General features: G+C 64.9%; 21 protein-coding genes. 13 read left to right on the top strand and 8 right to left on the bottom strand.

The window, feature by feature from the left end; all coding sequences use genetic code 11:
* The first annotated feature begins 409 nt into the window (after positions 1-409).
* Positions 410-946, top strand: coding sequence for an ATP-dependent protease subunit HslV (gene hslV / locus HV675_RS23675; protein WP_175113740.1), 537 nt, complete (start codon positions 410-412; stop codon positions 944-946).
* 9 nt (positions 947-955) lie between these two features.
* Positions 956-2,296 carry an ATP-dependent protease ATPase subunit HslU gene (gene hslU, locus HV675_RS23680; protein WP_175113741.1) on the top strand — a complete coding sequence of 447 codons (1,341 nt, stop codon included), beginning with the start codon at positions 956-958 and terminating at the stop codon, positions 2,294-2,296.
* A gap of 280 nt (positions 2,297-2,576) precedes the next feature.
* Here the strand turns inward: hslU and HV675_RS23685 are convergent, their stop codons facing one another.
* The 3 genes from HV675_RS23685 to HV675_RS23695 form a co-directional block, all read right to left on the bottom strand.
* Entirely contained in the window at positions 2,577-3,119 is a 543-nt protein-coding gene (locus HV675_RS23685) for a response regulator transcription factor (RefSeq protein ID WP_175113742.1), read from the bottom strand.
* Positions 3,116-4,423, bottom strand: coding sequence for an ATP-binding protein (locus HV675_RS23690; protein WP_175113744.1), 1,308 nt, complete (start codon positions 4,421-4,423; stop codon positions 3,116-3,118). The genes HV675_RS23685 and HV675_RS23690 overlap by 4 nt, the downstream gene beginning before the upstream one ends.
* 163 nt (positions 4,424-4,586) lie before the next feature.
* A complete protein-coding gene (locus HV675_RS23695) occupies positions 4,587-4,850 on the bottom strand; it encodes a cysteine-rich CWC family protein (protein ID WP_175113746.1) in 264 nt (87 codons plus the stop codon).
* Between the two features lie 208 nt (positions 4,851-5,058).
* Between HV675_RS23695 and argB the strand changes: the two genes are divergently transcribed.
* From argB to HV675_RS23730, 7 genes are all read left to right on the top strand, one after another.
* Positions 5,059-5,958 (top strand): acetylglutamate kinase, encoded by a 900-nt coding sequence (argB, locus tag HV675_RS23700; RefSeq protein ID WP_075155482.1) that lies wholly within the window; start codon positions 5,059-5,061, stop codon positions 5,956-5,958.
* A gap of 407 nt (positions 5,959-6,365) precedes the next feature.
* Positions 6,366-7,154, top strand: a complete 789-nt coding sequence (locus HV675_RS23705; RefSeq protein WP_175113779.1) for a pyrimidine 5'-nucleotidase — start codon at positions 6,366-6,368, stop codon at positions 7,152-7,154.
* Positions 7,121-7,957 (top strand): nucleoid occlusion factor SlmA, encoded by an 837-nt coding sequence (slmA, locus tag HV675_RS23710; protein WP_175113747.1) that lies wholly within the window; start codon positions 7,121-7,123, stop codon positions 7,955-7,957. Before HV675_RS23705 ends, slmA begins: the two co-directional genes overlap by 34 nt.
* Positions 7,958-8,295: 338 nt before the next feature.
* Positions 8,296-9,441, top strand: coding sequence for a homoserine O-succinyltransferase MetX (gene metX, locus HV675_RS23715; RefSeq protein ID WP_175113749.1), 1,146 nt, complete (start codon positions 8,296-8,298; stop codon positions 9,439-9,441).
* Positions 9,438-10,046, top strand: coding sequence for a methionine biosynthesis protein MetW (gene metW, locus HV675_RS23720; protein WP_175113751.1), 609 nt, complete (start codon positions 9,438-9,440; stop codon positions 10,044-10,046). The genes metX and metW overlap by 4 nt, the downstream gene beginning before the upstream one ends.
* A gap of 14 nt (positions 10,047-10,060) precedes the next feature.
* A complete protein-coding gene (locus HV675_RS23725) occupies positions 10,061-11,455 on the top strand; it encodes an AmpG family muropeptide MFS transporter (RefSeq protein ID WP_175113753.1) in 1,395 nt (464 codons plus the stop codon).
* A gap of 95 nt (positions 11,456-11,550) precedes the next feature.
* Positions 11,551-12,843, top strand: a complete 1,293-nt coding sequence (locus HV675_RS23730; RefSeq protein ID WP_175113755.1) for a M48 family metallopeptidase — start codon at positions 11,551-11,553, stop codon at positions 12,841-12,843.
* Between the two features lie 113 nt (positions 12,844-12,956).
* Here the strand turns inward: HV675_RS23730 and HV675_RS23735 are convergent, their stop codons facing one another.
* From HV675_RS23735 to gatC, 5 genes are all read right to left on the bottom strand, one after another.
* A complete protein-coding gene (locus HV675_RS23735) occupies positions 12,957-13,736 on the bottom strand; it encodes an exodeoxyribonuclease III (RefSeq protein ID WP_175113757.1) in 780 nt (259 codons plus the stop codon).
* Between the two features lie 58 nt (positions 13,737-13,794).
* A complete protein-coding gene (locus tag HV675_RS23740; protein WP_175113759.1) occupies positions 13,795-14,634 on the bottom strand; it encodes a PPK2 family polyphosphate kinase in 840 nt (279 codons plus the stop codon).
* A 168-nt stretch (positions 14,635-14,802) separates the two neighbouring features.
* Positions 14,803-16,278 (bottom strand): Asp-tRNA(Asn)/Glu-tRNA(Gln) amidotransferase subunit GatB, encoded by a 1,476-nt coding sequence (gatB, locus tag HV675_RS23745; protein WP_175113761.1) that lies wholly within the window; start codon positions 16,276-16,278, stop codon positions 14,803-14,805.
* Between the two features lie 2 nt (positions 16,279-16,280).
* Positions 16,281-17,801, bottom strand: coding sequence for an Asp-tRNA(Asn)/Glu-tRNA(Gln) amidotransferase subunit GatA (gatA, locus tag HV675_RS23750; protein ID WP_175113763.1), 1,521 nt, complete (start codon positions 17,799-17,801; stop codon positions 16,281-16,283).
* Between the two features lie 22 nt (positions 17,802-17,823).
* Positions 17,824-18,123: an Asp-tRNA(Asn)/Glu-tRNA(Gln) amidotransferase subunit GatC gene (gene gatC, locus HV675_RS23755; protein WP_175113765.1), complete on the bottom strand. Its 300-nt coding sequence runs from the start codon at positions 18,121-18,123 to the stop codon at positions 17,824-17,826.
* Positions 18,124-18,568: 445 nt separating this feature from the next.
* On the opposite strand from gatC, the gene HV675_RS23760 reads away from it, so the two are divergent.
* The 4 genes from HV675_RS23760 to mrdA all read left to right on the top strand — a co-directional run.
* The gene (locus tag HV675_RS23760) at positions 18,569-19,612 is read left to right on the top strand and encodes a rod shape-determining protein (protein ID WP_017772379.1); all 1,044 of its coding nucleotides are present in this window, start codon (positions 18,569-18,571) and stop codon (positions 19,610-19,612) included.
* A 122-nt stretch (positions 19,613-19,734) separates the two neighbouring features.
* Entirely contained in the window at positions 19,735-20,886 is a 1,152-nt protein-coding gene (mreC, locus tag HV675_RS23765) for a rod shape-determining protein MreC (RefSeq protein WP_175113767.1), read from the top strand.
* The gene (gene mreD, locus HV675_RS23770) at positions 20,883-21,395 is read left to right on the top strand and encodes a rod shape-determining protein MreD (RefSeq protein ID WP_175113769.1); all 513 of its coding nucleotides are present in this window, start codon (positions 20,883-20,885) and stop codon (positions 21,393-21,395) included. The genes mreC and mreD overlap by 4 nt, the downstream gene beginning before the upstream one ends.
* A gap of 87 nt (positions 21,396-21,482) precedes the next feature.
* On the top strand, positions 21,483-23,679 hold a 2,197-nt coding region (mrdA, locus tag HV675_RS23775), incomplete at its 3' end, for a penicillin-binding protein 2 (protein ID WP_175113771.1).

The raw sequence follows: 23,679 nt of genomic DNA on the forward strand, positions 1-23,679 counted from the left end.
GGGGTCCGCGTCCTGATGGCGGCTTCCTTGAGAGGCGCACGGGTTCGTGCGCCTCTTTTGTTTTGTGGTCCTGTATTGGTCCTGCCGTCACATGACTGACTCGAGCCCGCTTCATCGCGAACGTGCCGGCCATCGACAGGTAAGCCTCACCGGCGCCGGCCCGCGATATCACGCACGAATTACCGGAAAACGCGAATTCTTCTGGCGAAACCCCGCACGACAGCGCACGGCGTTTCCCTGCGGCTCAGCGCGACGAGCCCTTGATATGGGCTCGCAAGCCCTAAAATAATCCCGATGCGTTGCACGCGCGCGCGTCCCGATGCCCTCTCGCGCGCCGTCCGCTGTCACGGATTTTCGCGGTGACGCAGCGCCGGCACCGCGTCCTACCTGTTTTGCAAAAGGAACGCATATGGAGCAATTTCACGGCACGACGATCGTCTCCGTGCGCCGCGGCGACCAGGTCGCACTAGGCGGCGATGGCCAGGTGACACTCGGCAACATCGTCATGAAAGGCGGCGCGAAGAAAGTCCGGCGCATCTACAACGGCAAGGTGCTGGTCGGGTTCGCCGGCGGCACGGCCGACGCCTTCTCGCTGCTCGATCGCTTCGAAGCGAAGCTGGAAAAGCACCAGGGCAATCTCACCCGCGCCGCCGTCGAGCTCGCCAAGGACTGGCGCACCGACCGCATGCTGCGCCGGCTCGAAGCGATGCTGATCGCCGCCGACGCACAGACCACGCTCGTGATCACCGGCAACGGCGACGTGCTCGACCCGGAAGGCGGCATTTGCGCGATCGGCTCCGGCGGCGCGTATGCGCAGGCCGCGGCGAGAGCGCTGACGGACAACACGGCGCTGTCGCCGCGCGAGATCGTCGAGAAGTCGCTGGAGATTGCCGGCGACATGTGCATCTACACGAACCACAACCGCGTCATCGAAACGATCGAGTAAGGACCCACGATGAGCACCATGACTCCCGCCGAGATCGTCTCGGAACTCGACAAGCACATCATCGGCCAGGACCGCGCGAAAAAAGCCGTCGCCGTCGCGCTGCGCAATCGCTGGCGCCGTCAGCAGGTCGCCGACCCACTGCGGCAGGAAATTACGCCGAAGAACATCCTGATGATCGGACCGACCGGCGTCGGCAAGACCGAAATCGCGCGGCGTCTCGCGAAACTTGCGGACGCGCCGTTCATCAAGATCGAAGCGACCAAGTTCACCGAGGTGGGCTACGTGGGCCGCGACGTCGACAGCATCGTGCGCGATCTGATGGAAATCTCGGTCAAGCAGACGCGCGAGAGCGAAATGCGCAAGGTGCGCACAAAGGCGCAGGATCAGGCGGAAGACCGCATTCTCGACATCCTGCTGCCGGGCGCGCGCGCGGTCGGTTTCAGCTCAGGCGCGAGCGAGCATCACGAAGAATCCGGCTCGACGCGCCAGACGTTTCGCAAGCGCCTGCGCGAAGGCCAGCTCGACGATAAGGAAATCGAACTGGACATCGAGACGCCGGCGACCGGCATGGACATCATGGGCCCGCCGGGCATGGAAGACATGACCGAGCAGATCCGTTCGATGTTCGCGAATCTGGGCGGCGGCAAGAAGTCGCGTCGCAAACTGAAGGTGAAGGAAGCGCTGAAGCTGCTGACCGACGAAGAAGCGTCGAAGATGCTCAACGACGAAGAGATCAAAACGCGCTCGGTGCAGAACGTCGAGCAGAACGGCATCGTGTTTCTCGACGAGATCGACAAGATCGCGTCACGCAACGAAGCCGGCGGCGGCGAGGTGTCGCGCCAGGGCGTGCAGCGCGACCTGCTGCCGCTCGTCGAGGGCACGACGATCAACACCAAATACGGGATGGTGAAGACCGATCACATCCTGTTTATCGCAAGCGGCGCGTTTCATCTGGCCAAGCCGAGCGATCTGATTCCGGAGCTGCAGGGGCGCTTTCCGATTCGCGTCGAACTCGATTCGCTGTCGGTGAAGGACTTCGAAGCGATTCTGGTCGCCACCGACGCGAGCCTCGTCAAGCAATACCAGGCATTGCTCGAGACGGAGGACGTGCACCTCGATTTCGCCGACGACGGCATCCGGCGTCTCGCCGAAATCGCGTTTTCGGTCAACGAGAAGACCGAGAACATCGGCGCGCGGCGGCTCTATACGGTCATCGAAAAACTGCTCGAAGAAGTATCGTTCGCGGCGGGCAACCACGCCGGGCAGAACGTGATGATCGACGCCGCGTATGTCGACCGCGCGCTGAACGAAGTCGCGGACGACGAAGATCTTTCTCGCTACGTGCTGTAAATCGCGCGGACCGGCGCAACGCGCCGGTCAGGAAAATGCGACAGACGGCTTCGGCCTGAACTGCACCCCAAAAGTTGAACCCCGACTTTTGGGGTGTTTTTTATTGCGAAGCACGACGAACACAGCTCGAGCGACAGGCTGTCGGCGAATATCCGGCCGGCGGCACGGCATCGGAGCAAAGGCGCCGGCCCGCGGCACGCTCAGCGGCTTCGTTGATCGGCGCCGCATCACCGCGTCACCGCACACCGCGGCGCCGCGCGCGACCCGCACGCCAACGCCGCTACTGCTTCACCGGCCGCTTCGCGAGCTTGCGCTGCAGTGTGCGCCGGTGCATGTTCAACGCCCGCGCGGTGGCCGAAATATTGCCGCCGTTCTCCGCCAGCACGCGCTGGATATGCTCCCATTCGAGCCGCGCGACCGACAGCGGCGCCGGATGCTCGATCGCTTCCTCCGCCTGCACCGCGCTTGCTTCGGTCTGCAGCGCCGCGAGAATCGTCTCGACATTGGCCGGCTTCGCCAGATAGTTGTCCGCGCCATCTTTCACCGCCTGCACCGCCGTCGCGATGCTCGCGTAGCCGGTCAGCACCAGCATCCGCGCGTTCGGCTGCAGCTCGCGCAGCGGCGCGACCAGGTTGAGCCCGGAATCCTTGCCCAGATGCAGGTCCACGGTGATCTGCCCGAACTTCTGCTGGTTCGCGAGATGGATCGCGTCGTCGGCGTTGTGCGCCTCGGCAACCGTATAGCCGCGCCGCGTCAGCCCCCGCGCGAGGATGCCGGAGAACACCTCGTCGTCGTCGATCACGAGGAAATTCATATCGCTCATGCCTGCTTCTCCTTGTTAGATGCCGAGCCCTTATCGCCCGCACCGGATAAATCGTAAGCCGCCACCGGTAGCCGCAGCACCGCGCGCGTGCCGCGCGGCTTCGTTTCGCGCACGTCGGTAAGCTCGATCGAGCCACCAAGGCGCGCCGCCGCCGCAAACGCCAGATAAAGCCCCACGCCATGGCCGCCCTGTGTGCTGTCGACCGGCGTCGAGCCGAGCGAGCCGCGCAGCGACGCGGGAATGCCAGGCCCGGCGTCGCAGACCTCGAACTCGATCGTGCTGTCCTTATCGACCAGCGACGCCTTCAGCGTCACCTGATCGCGGCTCGCGCGCGCGGCGTTGTCGAGCAGAATCGTCAGAATCTGGCTGACGGCGACGGTGTCGTCGAGCGCGGCGCGCGCCGGCGCCGCGTCAGGCATGTCGAGCTCGACATGCGGATGGCGCAGCCGCCATTGCTGGACAAACGACTCGAGCCACTCGCCGAGCGCCTGGCGCGTGCCCGGCGTCGACGCGCGGCTGCGCAGCCGCGCAAGCGCGGACGTGCACATCGACATCTGCTGCTCGAGCAGATCGAGATCGGCCGCATACGGTTTCAGTCCCGCGTCGCTGCGCGCCGCGTCGCGCAGTTCCTCGGTGAGCATTGCGATCGTCGACAGCGGCGTGCCGATCTCGTGCGCGACGGTCGCCGCCTGCACACCGAGCGCCACCGCGCGCTCGTCGCGCAACAGCCGCTGCTGCGCATCGCCGAGCGCCGCGTCGCGCTGGCGCAACGCGTGCGACATCCGCGCGACGAACCACGCGATCAACCCGACGCTCACCGTGAAGTTCACCCACATGCCGGCGCGGTAGTAGTCGAACAGGTTCGCCGGGTTGTCCAGATTGAGCGGCACCGACTCGAAGCCGAGCACCGCGTAGCAGGCGACCGCGAAAGCGGCGAGCCACACCATCAGATGCCACGGCAGCACGGCCGCGGCGATCGCGAGCGACGGCAGATAAAGCGAAACGAACGGATTGGTGGTGCCGCCGGACAGAAACAGCAGCGCGGACAGCGCACCGAGATCGACCCACAGCTGGCCGAACAGCTCGAGGTTCGATTCCGGCCGCTGCTGCGCGACGCGCAGCCACGTAAAGCCGTTGAAAATGACCTCGAGCCCGATGACGAGCAGCATCGCGGGCAGCGGCAGCGTGGCGCCGACAAAGATCTGGACGAACGCGATGGTCAGCAACTGCCCGATGATGGCGAGGCTGCGCAGCCAGAAAAGATGTCCGAGGTTGACCCGGCCGGTAATCGTGATGCGGTGCATCGTGTCAGTTTAACCGCTGAAAGGGCCGGTTCGGCCCCCTGAACGTGCGCCGCGTCATTGTGTCACTGACGCAACAGTGGCGCCAGGCGGCGGGATGGTGCAGGAAAAGCGGACCGGGCAGGACTGCTGCGGAGGCGGGCTGCGGCGCCCGCGGGCAGGCGCCTCATTCGTCCGCGGCGGCGGCCGCCGCCGGGTCGTTTTGGGCGCGCGCGATTTCCTCGGCGAGGCACTCCGGGCACAGGCAGCGGCTGCCGGCCTTGAGTCTCTCGGCGGGCAACGGCGGCATCGCGCGGCACCAGCAGCCGCTCGCGTCGGCCGCCTTGCCGCAGTCGAACGAGCGGCCGCAGCGCGGGCAACGACCGCTTTTCGGGTCGCGCGATTCGGGCGCGCCGGAGGCGGCGGCCGATCGGGAAGCAGTCGGACTCATAGCGGCTGGATGAAACCGGTCAGGGGACGCGGAAATGATGCCACGTCTGGCTCGCGAGCAGTACCGGCCGGGGCCGTCCAAACCCGCATGGCGCGGTGCGCAACGCGTGCTGTGTGCGGCGCAACAGGGCACGGCGAAATCGCTGTTGCAGCGCGCCAGTCCTGTACAATTCGCCCTTGTTTTCAATTGTCCCCGCCGAGCCGCCGCCATGTCCGAGCTGTCCGACCTGTCCCAGATCGCGCCCACGCTGAAGGCCGAAATTCTGGCCGAAGCATTGCCGTATATCCGCCAGTATCACGGCAAGACCGTGGTCATCAAATACGGCGGCAACGCGATGACCGAAGAGCGTCTGAAGCAGGGCTTCGCGCGCGACGTCATTCTGTTGAAGCTGGTCGGCATCAACCCGGTCATCGTGCACGGCGGCGGCCCGCAGATCGACCAGGCACTGAAGAAAATCGGCAAGCAGGGCACCTTTATCCAGGGCATGCGCGTCACCGACGAAGAAACGATGGAAGTCGTCGAATGGGTGCTCGGCGGCGAGGTGCAGCAGGACATCGTCACGCTGATCAACCATTTCGGCGGCCATGCGGTGGGCCTCACCGGCAAGGACGGCGGCCTCATCCACGCGCGCAAGCTGATGATGCCGGATCGGGACAATCCGGGGCAGTACATCGACATCGGTCAGGTCGGCGAAGTGGAAGCGATCAATCCGGCGGTCGTGAAGGCGCTGCAGGACGACGCGTTCATTCCGGTCATCTCGCCGATCGGCTTCGGCGAAGACGGCCTGTCGTACAACATCAACGCGGACCTCGTCGCGGGCAAGCTCGCGGTCGTGCTCAACGCCGAGAAGCTCGTGATGATGACGAATATCCCCGGCGTGATGGACAAGGAAGGCACGCTGCTCACCGACCTCTCCGCGCGCGAAATCGACGCGCTGTTCGCGGACGGCACCATTTCGGGCGGCATGCTGCCGAAAATCTCGTCGGCGCTCGACGCGGCGAAGAGCGGCGTGCGCTCGGTGCACATCATCGATGGGCGGATCGAGCATTCGGTGCTGCTCGAAATTCTGACCGAGCAGCCGTTCGGCACGATGATCCGCTCGCATTGAACCGTGGGCCCGGCGGCGTGCGATGCACGATGCCGCCGTAGCAGGCCGCACGCGTTCGGGCAGCGCGCTTCTGTCGTGCGACGCTTCTGTCCCGCCGCGCTTCCACCTTCCGCCCTTCACGTTCCGCCTCTCGCGTTCCCCACATTCGATCTGATCCGCCGGCGTCGTTCGGCGGATCGCCTCTGCCCATCGCCTGTTCTCAACGCGCGTCTGCATGGTCGGCGTTGCCGCATCAGCCCAGCCTCGACACGCCGCACCGTGCCGCAACGCGCACAATAAAGGGCATACTGTGGACTTCGTCCCATTGCGCGGTGTTCGCGCGTTCGCCTGCGCCGCACACCGGCAGCACGAACCGCACGCCCACCGCGCCCGGCCGGCGCCGGCCGCCCGGCATGCCAAATAAAACCATGCGCCACGCCCACCCGAGACGCCGTCCGCGGGTCGAGGCCGGCAGCCCCGTCTGGCTGTTCGATCTCGACAACACACTGCACCGCGCATCGCACGCGATCTTCCCCGCCATCAACACCGCGATGACGCAATACATCATCGACGCGCTGCAAGTCGAACACGAAGAAGCGGACCGGTTGCGCGTCGGGTATACGCAACGCTACGGCGCGACGCTGCTCGGCCTCACGCGCCACCATCCGGTCGATCCTCACGACTTTCTGAAAGTCGTCCACACGTTTGCGGATTTGCGCACGATGCTGCGCAGCGAGCGCGGCCTCGCCCGCCTGCTCGCCGCGCTGCCGGGCCGCAAGATCGTGCTGACGAACGGCCCGCAGGCCTACGCGCACGCGGTGCTCGCGGAACTGCGCATCGACCGGCTGTTCGAGCGCGTGATCGCGGTCGAGCATATGCGCGACCGCCGCGGCTGGCGCGCGAAGCCCGACCCGGCGATGCTGCGCAAGGCGATGCGCGACGCGCACGTGCATCTTGCCGATGCGATCCTCGTCGAAGACACGCGCGGGCATCTGAAAAGCTACAAGCGGCTCGGGTTGCGCACGGTGTGGATCGTCGGCCACCTGCCGCGCAAAGCGCGCGAGGACGGCGTATTGGCGCGATTGCCGGGCACCGGCCGCCCGCATTATGTCGACCGGCGCATTCGTTCGTTAAAATCGCTACGACTGGGCAACCGCTCGGCGCGACTGAAGGGACGACAGACATGCAGCCGATCCGCAAGCATGACGAGGCCGTAACCGAAGACCAGCCGGACCAACCCGGCGCGCTGGGCAGCGCCGCCGACCCGAACGGCGGCAGCGTCCGCGCGACCCGCCTGAAGCCGGGCGAGCGCCGCGTCCATATTCTGCAAACGCTCGCGGCCATGCTCGAAGCGCCGAAAAACGAAAAGATCACGACGGCGGCGCTCGCCGCGCGCCTCGGCGTCTCCGAAGCCGCGCTGTACCGCCACTTCGCGAGCAAGGCGCAGATGTTCGAGGGGCTGATCGAGTTTATCGAGCAAACGCTCTTCGGCCTGATCAACCAGATTGTCACGAAAGAGCCGAACGGCGTGCTGCAAGCGCGCGCAATCGCGCTGACGCTGCTGAATTTCTCCGCGAAAAACCCGGGCATGACCCGCGTGCTGACCTGCGAGGCGCTGGTCGGCGAGCATGAACGGCTCACTGAGCGGGTGAACCAGATACTGGAACGCATCGAGACGTCGTTGAAGCAATGTCTGCGGGTCGGCGTCACGGAGGCGAACGGGCAGGACGCAGACGCGCTTCCCGTCGCGCAAGCGCCGGCCGTGAGCGCGGCGAATCTCATCGTCGACGACAGCGCGAACGGTAAGGACGCCGCTCCGACGCCGCCGTCAGCCGCATTGAGCAGCGGCCTCGCAACGGACATCATCGCGATACCGCTGCCTGCCGGCTACGATCCCGCGGTCCGCGCGAATCTGCTGCTCAGCTACATCATCGGCCGCTGGCATCGCTATGTGCGCAGCGGTTTTGCGCGTGCTCCGGGCGAGCATGCGGATGCGCAGTTGCTGCTGATCCTGCAGTGACGCACGGGCAAGCCCGCCGCCCGGCGGCGCTGCCGCGGCGGTTTTTCCGCTATACTCTTCGCCTGATTGCTGCAGCGCGCGAAGTATCGACCGTTGCAACGAAACGAACTTGAATCTTCTCAGGCCAACGCGAAGGGAAACCCGGCCCAACCTGAGCACGCGGTAAAACACGTTGTAGCGCGCCGATTTGCTGACTCGATTGCGGGCGCGCGAACCTGCCGGACACCTCGTCCGCGGTTCACATAAATGCGGCTAAAGAGGTCGTCAGCGCGAACTTCGCCTCTTTTGCGCATCGCCGACACCGTTTAGCCGCCCAGCAGTCGTTACAGGCGAAATAAATGGAATCGATCGGGATCGTCGCTCCACAAAAAATGCATTTCTCCGAGCCGCTGCCGTTGCAGAACGGCAGTTCGCTCGCCGGCTACGACCTGATGGTCGAAACCTACGGCACGCTCAACCGCGCACGCAGCAATGCGGTGCTGGTCTGCCATGCGCTGAACGCGTCGCATCATGTGGCGGGCGTCTATGCGGACAATCCGAAAGACGTCGGCTGGTGGGACAACATGGTCGGCCCCGGCAAGCCGCTCGATACGAACCGCTTCTTCGTGATCGGCGTGAACAACCTCGGCTCGTGCTTCGGTTCGACCGGGCCGATGAGCATCGACGCGTCGACCGGCCGGCCCTACGGCGCGAGCTTTCCGGTCGTCACGGTCGAAGACTGGGTGAACGCGCAGGCGCGTGTCGCGGACGTGTTCGGCATCGAGCGCTTCGCCGCGGTGATGGGCGGCAGCCTCGGCGGCATGCAGGCGCTCGCATGGAGCACGATGTATCCGGAGCGCGTCGCGCACTGCATCGTGGTGGCGTCCACCCCTAAACTGTCCGCGCAGAACATCGCGTTCAACGAAGTCGCGCGTTCGGCGATCCTGTCGGACCCGGACTTCCACGGCGGCGACTACTACGCGCACGGCGTGAAGCCGCGGCGCGGCTTGCGCGTCGCGCGCATGATCGGCCACATCACGTACCTGTCCGACGACGACATGGCCGCGAAATTCGGCCGCGCGCTGCGACGCGCGGAAGGCGCGCTCGACGAATACAACTTCAACTTCGACGTCGAATTCGAAGTGGAGTCCTATCTGCGCTACCAGGGCGACAAGTTCGCCGATTACTTCGACGCGAACACCTATCTGCTGATCACCCGCGCGCTCGACTACTTCGATCCGGCCAAGGCATTCGACGGCGACCTCACCGCGGCGCTCGCGCACACCAAGGCGAAATATCTGATTGCGAGTTTCACGACCGACTGGCGTTTCGCGCCGGCGCGCTCGCGCGAGCTCGTCAAGGCGCTGCTCGATCACAAGCGCCACGTCACCTACGGCGAAATCGACGCACCGCACGGCCACGACGCGTTCCTGCTCGACGACGCGCGTTATCACAACCTGATGCGCACCTACTATGAACGCATCGCGCTCGAGGTGAACGCATGAACCAGCAAGCCTTCGATCTTCTCTCGACACGCGCGGATTTCCGCGCGATCGCACGCTGGGTCGAGCCGCGCGCGACGGTGCTGGACCTCGGCTGCGGCGACGGCTCGCTGCTGTCGCTGCTCACCGAAGAGCTCGAAGTGCAGGGCTACGGCATCGAGATCAACGACGCGGGCGTGCTGGCCGCGACAAAGAACGGCGTCAACGTGATCCAGCAGAACCTGGAAGACGGCTTGCGTCTTTTCGAAGACGGCAGCTTCGATTTCGCGATTCTGTCGCAGACGCTGCAGACCATTCATCAGACCGCGGCGATCCTGCGCGAGACGCTGCGAGTCGGCAAGGAATGCATCGTGTCGTTCCCGAACTTCGGCTACTGGCCGCATCGGCTCGCGGTGTTGCAGGGCCGGATGCCGGTGTCGAAGTCGCTGCCTTATCAATGGCACAACACGCCGAATGTGCGCGTGCTGACCATCCGCGACTTCGAAGCGCTCGCGCCCGAAGTCGGTATCGAGATTCTCGATCGCGTCGTGCTGCACGGCGGCCAGACGGTGCGTTGGGGCGTGAACTGGCGTGGTAGTCTTGCGGTCTATCGCGTCAAGAAAATCTAACGCCCTCTGCACACATGTCGAACCCGCCACACGAGGCGCCCGCACTTAACGCACACGAAGAACATCCCGGTTGGCGCGCGTTCCTGAACACGCGCGTGCTGATCTGCGTCTTTCTCGGCTTCACGTCGGGTCTACCGCTATTCACGCTCGTCTACCTCGTGCAGGCGTGGCTGCGCTCCGAAGGCGTGAACCTGAAGGAAATCGGCCTGTTCGCGCTGATCCAGTTTCCGTACACGTGGAAATTCATCTGGGCGCCGCTGATGGACCGTTTCGTGCCGCGCCTGCCCGGCTGGCGGCCCGGACGGCGACGCGGCTGGATGCTCGTCACGCAGCTTCTCGTGGCCGGCGCGATCGCGTCGCTCGGCATCGTGTCGCCGCGCGATTCGATCTGGACCGTCGCCGCGCTCACCGCGCTCGTCGCATTCTTCGGCGCAAGCCAGGACATCGTGATCGACGCGTACCGGCGCGAACTGCTGCACGATACCGAGCAGGGGCTCGGCAACGCGGTGCATGTGAACGCGTACAAGATCGCGGCGCTGATACCCGGTTCGCTTTCGCTGATCCTGTCGGACCATCTGCCGTGGGCGACGGTGTTCGCGTTCACGGCCGCATTCATGCTGCCGGGCATCATCATGACGCTCGTCGTGCGCGAACCTGAAATACGCGGCGCGCCGCCCAAAAACCTGCGCGCCGCGGTCATCGAGCCGTTTCGCGAGTTCATCCTGCGCGACGGCTGGCGCGGCGCGCTGTTCGTGCTGAGCTTTATCTTTCTGTACAAGCTCGGCGACGTGATGGCGACCACGCTGTCCACATCATTCTTTCTGGACATCGGTTTCTCGCGCACGGAAATCGGCGTGATCGCGAAAACCACTGCGTTCGGCGCGAGCCTCGCGGGCGGCATTATCGGCGGCATCTGGCTGATGAAAATCGGCATCGGCCGCGGGCTGTGGATCTTCGGCATCCTGCAGATGCTGTCGACGCTCGGCTTCGCATGGCTCGCGCAGTTCGGCTCCGGCGCATCAGACCTCGCGCCGACGTATCACATCGCGGCATCGATCAGCCGGAACGCGACCCAGCTTTTCTCGTCGCTCGGCCTCGACTGGACCGTGCAGCTCGATCCGAAGCTCTTTGCGCTCGCGCTCGTCTATGGGTTCGAGACCTTTACCACCGGTCTGACGCTCGCCGCGTTCATCGCGTACATCGCGAGCACGACCGATCCGCGCTATTCGGCGACGCAGTTCGCGCTCTTCACCAGTCTCGCGTCGGTGCCGCGCACGCTCGCGTCAGCCGCGAGCGGGTACGTTGTCGCACAGTTCGGCTGGTTCCATTATTTCATCGCCTGCACCCTTCTCGCGTTGCCCGGTATGCTACTTCTGTTCCGGATTGCTCCGTGGAGGAGGCCGTCGTGACGCAGAGCGTTCCACGGTGCGCAACGAGCCACGCGCATCGGCCGCATCCGTCTTTCGACCTGTGGACTGACGCGCGTGGAAGCCGTTTTCGTCTGATGCATCTGATGCTTGCGCTGCTGTGCGCGGGCAGTGCGAGCGCGATATCGTCGGGTGCGTTCGCGGCGGATGCGTCCGCCGGGTCCGCTGCGAGCGCCGGTACGAGTCCTGCGCCTGGTGCCGCAGCGGGATCGGCGTCGGGGGCGATGTCCGGCTCGGCCGCCAAAGCGGCGAATGCGGCGAATGCGGCGAATAATGCGGCCGGCAACGCTACTGGCAGCACGGCCAACAATGCGGCCAGCGGCGGTGCGAACAACACGGCGAGCGGTGCACCGAACGCCGCGGCAGTGAACGCGCCGACGAGCGCCGTGAGCGGCACAAGCGGCACAAGCGGCACAAGCGGCGCAGGCACGCCGGCCACGCCGAAGTCCGAGGCCGCAGCGACTGCCAGTGCGCCGTCCGCTCCCGCCGCCGCGGCGTCCACGACCTCCGCCGCGCCAACCGCGCCCGCTGCATCGAACGCCCCACCCACACCGTTCCAGCCGAGCGCGCAAATCCGCTACGGCAACGCGGCGATGTTCCGCAATCTGATTCCGTCATCGATGCTCGAAGCGCAAGCGGCGGAAGAGTTCGATCAGATCGTGCGCGGCGCGAGCCACGCAAACCGCCTGTATGCGCCCACCGACGCGCGCGTCATGCGCGTGCGCACGATTACCGACAGGCTCATTCCGTACTCGCTGAAGTGGAGCGACCACACGAAGCACTGGAAATGGGACATCGCGGTGATCCGCTCACCGGACATCCGGATGTACTGCCTGCCAGGCGGAAAGATCGTGGTCTACAGCGGGATGCTCGATCGCGTGAAACTCAACGACAACGAGCTCGGCATGCTGCTCGGCCATGAAATCGCGCACGCGCTGCGCGAGCATGCGCGCGAGCGTCTCGGCGAACAGCAGGCCACGCAACTGGGCTCGGGCCCGATTCCGCAACTGTTCGGCCTCGCCGATCTCGGCCACTCGCCGCTTGGCATCGGCTCGCAGCTGCTCGATATGAAGTATGAACGCGCGGACGAAACCGAAGCCGATGTGATCGGCAGCGAGATCGCTTCGCGTGGCGGCTACGATCCGCGTGCGGCGGTCACGCTGTGGGACAAACTGGCAAGCGCGACGCGCGGCAATCGCGCGCAGGGCTTTATCTACGTGCACCCGTACACGAGCGCGCGCCGCCAGGACATCGTGAAACGGCTCTCCGACATGTTGCCGCTGTACGCGAAGGCAATCGGCGAGACCGTCGATACATTGCCCGACTATCAGGGCGCGGGACGCCAGCGTCGCACCACGGCGCGGGAATAGCGCACGTTTAGCGCGGCGCGCCGTGGGAATAGCGCGCGTTGAGCTGAGCGCAGCCGCACCGCGTCCGCATGCGCTCGCAGTGGCGCGATGCGACGCGACGCGCCGTCCGCCCGTCAGCTCGCGAGCGTCTCGTCGTAGTCGATCGTCAGCGGCGCGTGGTCGCTGAACTTGATGTCGCGGAAAACCTCGACGCGCTTCGCCTTGGCCGCGATGCCCGGCGTCGCGATCTGATAATCGATCCGCCACCCGACGTTCTTCGCATACGCCTGCCCGCGATTGCTCCACCACGTGTATTGCTCGGGCCGCTGGTCGAGCGTGCGAAAGACGTCGACGTAGCCGACTTCGTCGAAGAGCTTCGTGAGCCACGCACGTTCCTCCGGCAGACAGCCGGAGTTCTTCTGATTGCTCTTCCAGTTCTTGATGTCGATCTCTTTGTGCACGATGTTCACATCGCCGCACAGGATCACCTCGCGTTTCTTGCGTAACGCGGCGAGATGCGGCATGAACAGGTCCATGAAGCGGTATTTCGCCTGCTGCCGGTCCTCGCCGCTCGAGCCCGACGGCACATACACCGACACCACCGACAATTTGCCGAAGCGCAATTCGACATAGCGCCCTTCGGCGTCGAACTCTTCACTGCCGAAGCCGATCACCACGTCGTCGGGCTCGTGCCGCGTATAAACGCCCGCACCGCTATAGCCCTTTTTCACCGCGTGCTGGAAATAGCCGGTGAAATCGTGCGGCGCGAGGAACTCGGGCGTCATATCGTCCTGCGAGCATTTGATTTCCTGCACGCACAGCACGTCGGCGCCCTGTTCGCCGAACCAGTTGAAAAAGCCCTTGCTGGCCGCGGAGCGGATTCCGTTCAGATTGGCGGTGATGACGCGCAACATGTCGTTCCTTTATTGTCGATTCAATGTATGTGTTTGCTTCCACGCAGACGCGGCGCGATCATTCGACGATCACGCCTTTCAGCGAATCTTTCGGCGGCGGAAATTCGAGCTTCAGCGACTCCATCGTGCGCACCAGCAACTGCGCGACCATCACGTTGCGATGCGTCTTCGAATTGGCGGGAATCACGTACCACGGCGCGTAGTCGGTCGACGTCGCGGCGAGCGCGTCGGCGTACGCGTCCTGATACTTGTCCCACAGCTTGCGCGCGTCCAGATCCGATACATCGAACTTCCAGTGTTTGGTCGGATCGTCGATGCGCGCCTGCAAGCGCTCGCGCTGCTCATCCTTCGAAATGTGCAGCATGCATTTGATGATCGTCGTGCCGCTGTCGGCGAGCATCGCTTCGAAATGGCGGATATGCCGATAACGGCGTTCGCGTTGCGCGTTGTCCAGTTCACCGAGCACGACCGGCACCAGCACGTCTTCGTAGTGGCTGCGGTTGAAGATCGTCAATTCGCCCGCCGCCGGCGCCTGCGCGTGCACGCGCCAGAGAAAGTCGTGAGCCGCCTCGGCCGGTGTCGGCGCCTTGAACGGCACGATGCGCAACCCGAGCGGATCGACCTCGTGAAACACCCCGCGAACCGTACCGTCCTTGCCGCTCGTATCCATGCCTTGCAGCACCAGCAGCACGCGCTGCCGCCGTTGCGCGTGCAACCGTTCCTGCTGCGCATCGAGCTTGGTGCCGAGCTCGAGCAAAAGCTCGCGATCGGATTGTTTCGAACCGGCCGAGAACGGCTTGCCGCCCGGATCGAATTCGCTCAGCTTGAACGCGGAGCCTTTCTTGCCTTCATCGAAAAACGGGATGCGGAAATCGTCGAGTTCCGGCTTCTTTGCCATCGGGTCCGTCTCCTGAATATGAGCTGCGCGCGCTGCACAAGAAACGCGCTATTGAAGCCGCGCGCGCCAACGAAAAGGGCCGTTGCCCGGTGCGTTCGATCCGGCAACAGCCCTTAGCCCTTGTGACCGAAGCGCGCCGCTCGCGCGGCGCGCATGCATGAGGTCCGCTCAGGATAGCTTCTTCTTCAGCAGCTCGTTGACCTGCTGCGGATTCGCCTTGCCCCTGGTCGCCTTCATCGCCTGGCCGATCAGCGCATTGAACGCCTTCTCCTTGCCGGCGCGATACTCTTCCACCGACTTCGCATTGGCCGCGAGCACTTCGTCGATGATCGCTTCGAGCGCGCCGGTATCCGAGATCTGCTTGAGCCCCTTCGCTTCGATGATGCGATCCGCGGCGGCTTCGTCGGTGGCCTTCTCGTCCCAGATCGCCTGGAAGATTTCCTTCGCGATCTTGTTCGAAATCGTGCCGTCGGCGATGCGCTGCAAGATCAGCGCGAGCTGCGCGGCGCTCACCGGGCTCGCGTCGATCGTACGGTCTTCGCGGTTCAACTGCGACGACACCTCGCCCATCAGCCAGTTCGCCGCGACCTTCGCCTGCGCGGCGCCGGCCTTCGCGACCACCGCCTCGTAGTACACCGCCATCGCCTTGCTCGAGGTCACGACACCCGCGTCATAGCGCGTGAGCCCGTACTGCTCGACAAAGCGCTGCTGCATCGCTTCCGGCAGTTCCGGCATCTCGCCTTTCACGCGCTCGACCCACGCCGGTTCGATCACGAGCGGCATCAGGTCCGGGTCCGGGAAATAGCGGTAATCGTGCGCATCTTCCTTGCTGCGCATCGAGCGCGTCTCGCGCTTGTCCGGATCGTACAGACGCGTTTCCTGCACGACCGTGCCGCCGTCTTCGATCAATTCGACCTGGCGACGCACTTCGTACTGGATCGCCTCTTCGAGGAAGCGGAACGAGTTCAGGTTCTTGATCTCCGCGCGCGTGCCGAATTCCTTCTGGCCGACCGGCCGCACCGACACGTTCGCGTCGCAGCGAAACGAGCCTTCCTGCATGTTGCCGTCGCAGATGCCGAGCCACACGACGAGCCCGTGCAGCGCCTTCGCATAGGCGACCGCTTCCGCGGCGCTGCGCATTTCCGGCTCGGTGACGATTTCGAGCAGCGGCGTGCCGGCGCGGTTCAGGTCGATGCCGGTCATGCCCGCGAAGTCTTCGTGCAGCGACTTGCCGGCATCTTCCTCGAGGTGCGCGCGGGTCAGGTTGATGGTTTTTTCGTAGGCTTCGCTACCGGACTTTTCGTTGGCGGGCACCAGAATCGTCACCTGCCCGCCTTGCACGACCGGAATCTCGTACTGGCTGATCTGATAGCCCTTCGGCAGATCCGGATAGAAGTAGTTCTTGCGCGCGAAAATGCTGCGCGGCGCGATCGTTGCGCCGATCGCGAGGCCGAAGCGGATCGCGCGCTCGACTGCGCCGCGGTTCGCCACCGGCAGCACGCCGGGCAGCGCGAGATCGACCGGGCAGGCCTGCGTGTTCGGATCGGCGCCGAACTGCGTCGCGGCGCCGGAGAAGATCTTCGAGACCGTCGACAGTTGCGCGTGCGTCTCGAGACCGATAACGACTTCCCATTGTGTTGCCATGGCTAGACCTCTACTGGCGACTTGCGATGCCAGTCGGTCGCGCGCTGGAACGCGTCCGCAACCTGCAGCATGCGTGCTTCGTTGAAATAGTTGCCGACGATCTGCAAGCCGACCGGCCGCTTCGCATTCGCGCCCGCGCCGAAACCGCACGGCACGCTCATGCCGGGCAGACCCGCGAGGCTCACCGACAGCGTATAGATATCGGCCAGATACATCTGCACCGGATCGTCGCCCTTCGCGCCGATATCCCATGCGACCGACGGCGAAACCGGGCCCATGATCACGTCGCACTGCCTGAACGCTTCCTGGAAGTCTTGCGCGATGATGCGGCGGATTTTCTGCGCCTGCAGGTAGTACGCGTCGTAGTAGCCGTGCGACAGCACGTACGCGCCCACCAGAATGCGGCGCTTCACTTCGGGTCCGAAGCCTTCGGCGCGCGTTTTCTTGTACATGTCGAGCAGATCGCGGTAGTCCGACGCGCGATGGCCGTAGCGCACGCCGTCGAAACGCGACAGGTTCGACGACGCTTCCGCCGGCGCGATCACGTAATAGACGGGGATCGACAGTTCGGTTTTCGGCAGCGACACATCGACGAGCGTCGCGCCCAGCGCTTCGTACTGTTTCAACGCGGCATCGATCGCGGCTCGCACATCGTCGGCGAGACCGGCGCCGAAGTATTCCTTCGGCAAGCCGATACGCAAACCGGCGAGCGGCTTGTCCGCCGCGCCGGCGGCGGCGCTGGCGCCCGCTGTGCGGGTAGCGCCTTGCCACGTCTGACCGAGATAACGCGTGAAGTCTTCGTCGTCGCGCGTGAGACTGGTCGAATCGCGTTCGTCGAAACCGGCCATCGCGTTGAGCAGCAGCGCGCAATCCGCCGCGCTTTGCGCAAACGGGCCGCCCTGGTCGAGCGACGAAGCGAACGCGATCATCCCGTAGCGCGACACGCGGCCGTAGGTCGGCTTGATGCCGGTGACGCCCGAAAACGACGCGGGCTGACGGATCGAACCGCCGGTGTCGGTGCCGGTCGCGGCCGGCGCGAGACGCGCGGCGACCGCCGCGGCCGAGCCGCCCGACGAACCGCCGGGCACCGCCGCGGTGTCCCACGGGTTGTGCACCGGGCCGAAATGGGAGTTCTCATTGGACGAACCCATCGCGAACTCGTCCATATTGGTCTTGCCGACGCATACCATGCCTGCGCGCGCGAGACGCTCGACGACCGTCGCATCGAACGGGCTCGTATAGTTTTCGAGCATCTTCGAGCCGGCGGTCGAGCGCCAGCCGCGCGTAACGAACACATCCTTGTGCGCGATCGGCAGGCCCGTCAACGGACCGGCATCGCCGCTCGCAAGCCGCGCATCGGCGGCTTTCGCCTGGTCCAGCGTACGCTGCGTATCGACGTGCACGAACGCGTTGAGCTTTTCGTTCGCGGCGATCCGCTTCAGGTACAGGTCCGCGAGTTCGACCGCGGAGCATTCTTTCGCGGCGAGTGCGGCACGCAGTTCAGTCAGGCTTTTCTCATGCATTGCGGTGTTCCTGTACGGACAATTACTCGATAACCTTCGGCACCAGATACAGGCCGTCCTGCACCGCCGGCGCGACGCGCTGGAAGTCTTCGCGGCGTACCGTTTCCGTCACCGCGTCTTCGCGCAAACGCAATGCGACGTCTTCGATCTGCTCGATCGGGTGCGCGAGCGGCGCGACGCCGGTGGTATCGACCGCCTGCATCTGCTCGACGAGGCCGAAAAATTCATTGAGCTGCGCGAGCGTGTGTTCGGCATCGGCATCGGGTAATTCGAGCCGTGCGAGATGGGCGATGCGTTTCACATCGGTCAGGGTCAAAGCCATGCGTTTCACCGGAAATGGACGCGAACTGCCGCAACGGGGAAAAACGATGCTGCGACAGCGGGTTAAGTGAGCGGAGCGGCCCCTCGAAAAAGGGCTCGCGGCAGCAAAAAGTGCCGCTCGTTTCCTTCAAATACAGCAAAATTATAAGGTATCATTACGCGTTCGACCCAAACCCGGACCGACTTACCAAGGCCTTTCTGGGCATGCTCGCAGTCAAGCGCCGTAGCGTACGTCGCGTAATTGAGCGGCCTTGTGTCCAGTCTCCGGTAGATTCCCCAGCAGCTTCAGGCTTTCCGCGTGGTTCCAGGTGGTTTCCGTACGTCCTGTTTGGTTGGCGTTTACGCGAAGCCCCATTGTGTCGCCCCGACTGCGAAGCTGTTAATTTTTCCGCTGCCGCCCTGCGCGTTCAATGCGAGGCCCGGCCCCCAGCGAGACAGGATTTTGAATGTTTGGTTTTTTGCGCAGCTATTTCTCCAACGACCTGGCCATTGACCTCGGCACCGCCAATACGCTCATCTATATGCGTGGCAAAGGCATCGTTCTCGACGAACCCTCGGTTGTCTCGATCCGCCAGGAAGGCGGGCCGAACGGCAAGAAAACCATCCAGGCCGTCGGCCGCGAAGCGAAGCAGATGCTCGGCAAGGTGCCGGGCAACATCGAAGCGATCCGCCCGATGAAGGACGGCGTGATCGCCGACTTCACCGTCACCGAGCAGATGATCAAGCAGTTCATCAAGACTGCACACGAATCGCGGATGTTCTCGCCGTCGCCGCGCATCATCATCTGCGTGCCGTGCGGTTCGACCCAGGTCGAGCGCCGCGCGATCAAGGAAGCCGCACACGGCGCCGGCGCCTCGCAGGTTTACCTGATCGAAGAACCGATGGCCGCCGCGATCGGCGCCGGCCTGCCGGTGTCGGAAGCCACCGGCTCGATGGTCGTCGATATCGGCGGCGGCACCACGGAAGTGGGCGTGATCTCGCTGGGCGGCATCGTGTACAAAGGCTCGGTGCGCGTCGGCGGCGACAAGTTCGATGAGGCAATCGTCAACTACATCCGCCGCAACTACGGCATGCTGATCGGCGAGCAGACCGCCGAGGCGATCAAGAAGGAAATCGGCTCCGCGTTCCCGGGCTCCGAAGTCAAGGAGATGGAAGTGAAGGGCCGCAACCTGTCGGAAGGCATTCCGCGCAGCTTCACGATCTCCAGCAACGAAATCCTGGAAGCGCTCACCGATCCGCTGAACCAGATCGTGTCGTCGGTGAAGATCGCGCTGGAACAAACGCCGCCGGAACTCGGCGCGGACATCGCCGAACGCGGGATGATGCTGACGGGCGGCGGCGCACTGCTGCGCGACCTCGATCGCCTGCTCGCGGAAGAAACCGGCCTGCCGGTGCTCGTCGCCGAAGACCCGCTCACGTGCGTCGTGCGCGGGTCGGGCATGGCGCTCGAGCGCATGGACAAGCTCGGCAGCATCTTCTCCTACGAGTAAGCGGGCCGGTCTCCATGTCAGCGGCGCGGATCGTACGGCTGGCTTCCCCAGCCGCCGCGCGCTGGGCGCGCCGCCTCGCGCGTCAAAGTTTCATCTAATCGCTCACGCCCACGGCGCCGACCATGGAATACAGTCCGCCGCCTCTCTTCAAGCAAGGCCCGTCGGCGCTCGCACGGCTGATCTTCTTTGTCGTGCTCGCGCTCGCCCTGCTGATTTCCGACGCGCGCTTCCGGACGCTTGAAATCGTTCGCGGCGTGCTCGGCGCAGGCCTTTATCCGCTGCAGCGCGCGGCCCTCGTGCCGCGCGATATGTTTATGGGCGCCGCCGATCTCGCGGTGACCAGCGCCACCTTGCGCACCGACAACACGCAGCTGCGCGCGCGTAACCTGCGGCTTTCGCAACAGGCGAACGAATCGGCCCAGCTCGCGGCCGAGAACGCGCATCTGCGCTCGCTGCTGCAACTGTCACAGCGCTCGACCATTCAATCGATACCCGCCGAAATCCAGTACGACACGCGCGATCCGTTCACGCAAAAGGTCGTGATCGGGCGCGGCTCGCAGCAGGACATCCAGGACGGCTCGCCGGTCGTCAACGAAAACGGCGTGGTCGGGCAGGTGACGCGCGTCTTCCCGATGCAGGCGGAAGTCACACTGCTCACCGACAAGGATCAGGCCGTGCCGGTGCAGATCGTGCGGACCGGTTTGCGCAGCGTGATCTACGGCACGCCGAAGGGCGATTCGCTCGACTTGCGCTTCGTGCCGATCAGCGCGGATGTGCTGGCCGGCGACGAGCTCGTCACGAGCGGCCTCGACGGCGTGTATCCGCCGGGGCTGCCGGTCGCGAAGGTGGTGCGCGTCGACAAGCAGGCGGATACCGCGTTCGCGCGCGTCGTGTGCATTCCGATCGCGCAGGTGCGCGGCGCGCGGCAACTGCTGGTGTTGCACTATCAGAATGAAGTGCCGCCGCGGCCGGCCGACGAGCCCGACGCGGCGAGTGCGGCGAAAGAAGCGAAGAAGAAGGGCGCGAAGGCCGCCGATAAATCGACGTCGGACAAGGACGCGAAAACGGGCGAGCAGAACGCGGCGGCCGGCGCAACCGGGGCAGCCGGTGCCAAAGCGCCGGCGGGCACCGCCGCCAATGCGGCCACGAGCGCGAACACCGCGTCCGCAAGGCCGGCGCCGTCCGACCGGAAACCGGCCGCGGAATCGACGACGAAGCCGGCAGCCAGACCGAGCGCCAAGCCGCAACCGACGGCTCAGGGGACCCGACAGTGAACCGCCCGCAATACATTCTGCAGCCGGTCAACCCGTACTTCATCGCGTTCAGCCTCGCGGCCGCTTTCCTGCTGAACATGATGCCGTGGGGGCGCCTCGCCGGCGTGCCGGACTTCGTCGCGCTGGTGCTGCTGTTCTGGAACGTGCATCAGCCGCGCAAGGTCGGCATGGGTATCGCGTTTATGCTCGGCCTGCTGATGGACGTGCACAACGCCAGCCTGCTAGGCGAACACGCGCTCGCGTATACGCTGCTGTCGTACGGCGCGATCACGATTCACCGCCGCGTATTGTGGATGACGCTGCCCGTGCAGATCTTCGCGGTCATGCCGCTGCTCGTGATCGCGCAAGTCGTGCCGTTCATGATCCGCTTGCTGACCGGCGCGGCGTTCCCCGGCTGGGGCTATCTGATCGACGGTTTCGTCGAAGCCGCGCTGTGGCCGCTCGCGAGCGTGCTGCTGCTGATGCCGCAACGCCGTCCGGCCGATCCGGACGACACCCGGCCTATCTGATGTCGACGGCCCCTCGCGAACGAGCCGGAACCTGACGGAACCACACAGGACCGCAGCGCAAGCACCCGGGGGCCGACGCGAAACCGCATGACCGAATTCAAAGACACCCAGCAGCAACTGAACAAGTTTCGCCTGCGCGTCGCCGCGGCGGGCCTGTTCGTGTTCGTCTGCTTCGGGCTGATCGCGTTCCGCTTCCTGTTCCTGCAGGTGTGGCACTACAGCAAATATTCGCTGCAAGCGGACGAGAATCGCATCTCGGTTGCGCCGATCGTGCCGAACCGCGGCATCATCACCGACCGCAACGGCGTCGTGCTCGCGAAGAACTACTCCGCTTACACGCTCGAAATCACGCCGTCGAAGCTGAACGACACACTCGAAAATGTGATCGACAAGCTCGCGACGGTGATCACGATCGATGCGCGCGACCGGCGCCGCTTCAAGAAGCTGCAGGAAGACTCGAAGAACTTCGAAAGCCTGCCGATCCGCACGCGCCTCACCGACGACGAAGTCGCGCGCTTCACCGCGCAGCGCTTCCGCTTTCCGGGCGTCGAAGTGCGCGCGCGCCTGTTCCGCCAGTATCCGCTCGGGCCGACGGCCGCGCACGTGATCGGCTATATCGGCCGCATTTCGCAGCGCGACCAGGAACGCATCGACGACACGAGCGACCAGAACGACAGCGACCCCGATCATTACGATCCGCGTCTGGACGCGAACAACTACAAGGGCACCGACTACATCGGCAAGATCGGCGTCGAACAGAGCTATGAAACCGAGCTGCACGGCCTGACCGGCTTCGAGGAAGTCGAGGTGACCGCGGGCGGGCGTCCGGTGCGCACGCTGTCGCGCACCCAGGCCACGCCGGGCAACAACCTCGTGCTGTCGATCGATATCGGCCTGCAGCAGGTCGCCGAGCAGGCGTTCGCGGGCAGGCGCGGCGCGCTGGTCGCGATCGAACCGGCCACCGGCGACGTGCTCGCGTTCGTCTCCGCGCCGAGCTTCGATCCGAATGCGTTCGTCGACGGCATCGATCAGCCGACGTGGGACGAGCTCAACAACTCGCCCGATCACCCGCTGCTGAACCGGCCGCTGCACGGTACGTATCCGCCGGGCTCGACGTACAAGCCGTTTATGGCGCTCGCCGCGCTGACGCTGCACAAGCGCACGCCGCAGTGGGGTTTCCAGGATCCGGGCTCGTACACGTTCGGCGGCCACACGTTCCGCAACGACGTGCCGCAGGGTCAGGGCTGGATCGATATGAACCGCGCGATCATGGTGTCGAACGACACCTATTTCTATATGCTCGCGCACGATCTCGGCGTGAACGCGATCGCGAACTTCATGAAGCCGTGGGGCTTCGGTCAGATTACCGGCATCGATGTTACCGGCGAGGCGCGCGGCATCCTGCCGTCGACCGAATGGAAGCGCAAGGCATACCGCAAGCCCGAGCAGCAGAAGTGGTACGAGGGCGAGACGATCAGCCTCGGCATCGGTCAGGGCTACAACTCGTTCACGATCCTGCAGCTCGCCCACGCGACCGCGACGCTTGCGAACAACGGCGTGCTGATGAAGCCGCACCTCGTGAAGGAAATCGAGAACCCGATTTCGCACCAGATGCGTCTCACCGTGCCGCGCGACGACGGACGCGTCAACGTTTCGCAGGCGGACATCGACGTCGTCAAGCGCGGCATGGAAAACGTCACGTCGAATCCGTCGGGCACCGCGTATCAGATCTTCCGCAACTCGTCGTTCCTGGTTGCGGGCAAGACCGGCACCGCGCAGGTGTTTTCGCTGCAGGGCCAGAAGTATCACGGCCATGCGCTTGCCGAACGTCTGCGCGATCACGCGCTCTTTATCGCGTTCGCGCCCGCGGACAATCCGAAGATCGCGGTGGCGCTGGTCGTCGAAAACGGCGGGTGGGGCGCGCAGGCGGCGGGCCCGATCGCGAAGCGCGTGCTCGACTATTACCTGATCGACCGGCTCAAGCCCGGCGTCGAAGCCGCCGCGGTGAGCGCGGCCGCGTCGGCGACCGAGGACGCGTCGGCGCCGGTAATCGGCACTGCGCCGCCGTCGGCCGTGCAAGTGCCGGTCGCGGCGGTGCAGCCGGTTACCGTCGCCGCCGGTTATATGCCGCTGCCGTTGCCGGCCGGCGCGGCGCCAGCGAGTGCGCCGCAAGCGGCATCGGATGCGAATGCAGCGAGCGGCGCGGCAATGGCGTCTGCACCGACACCCGCATCCGCGCCGGCTGGCGCATCGGGCGCACGTACTCCCGGCGCGGCGACCGCGG

It is taken from the genome of Paraburkholderia solisilvae (assembly GCF_902859875.1).
Classification (GTDB): Bacteria; Pseudomonadota; Gammaproteobacteria; order Burkholderiales; family Burkholderiaceae; genus Paraburkholderia; species Paraburkholderia solisilvae.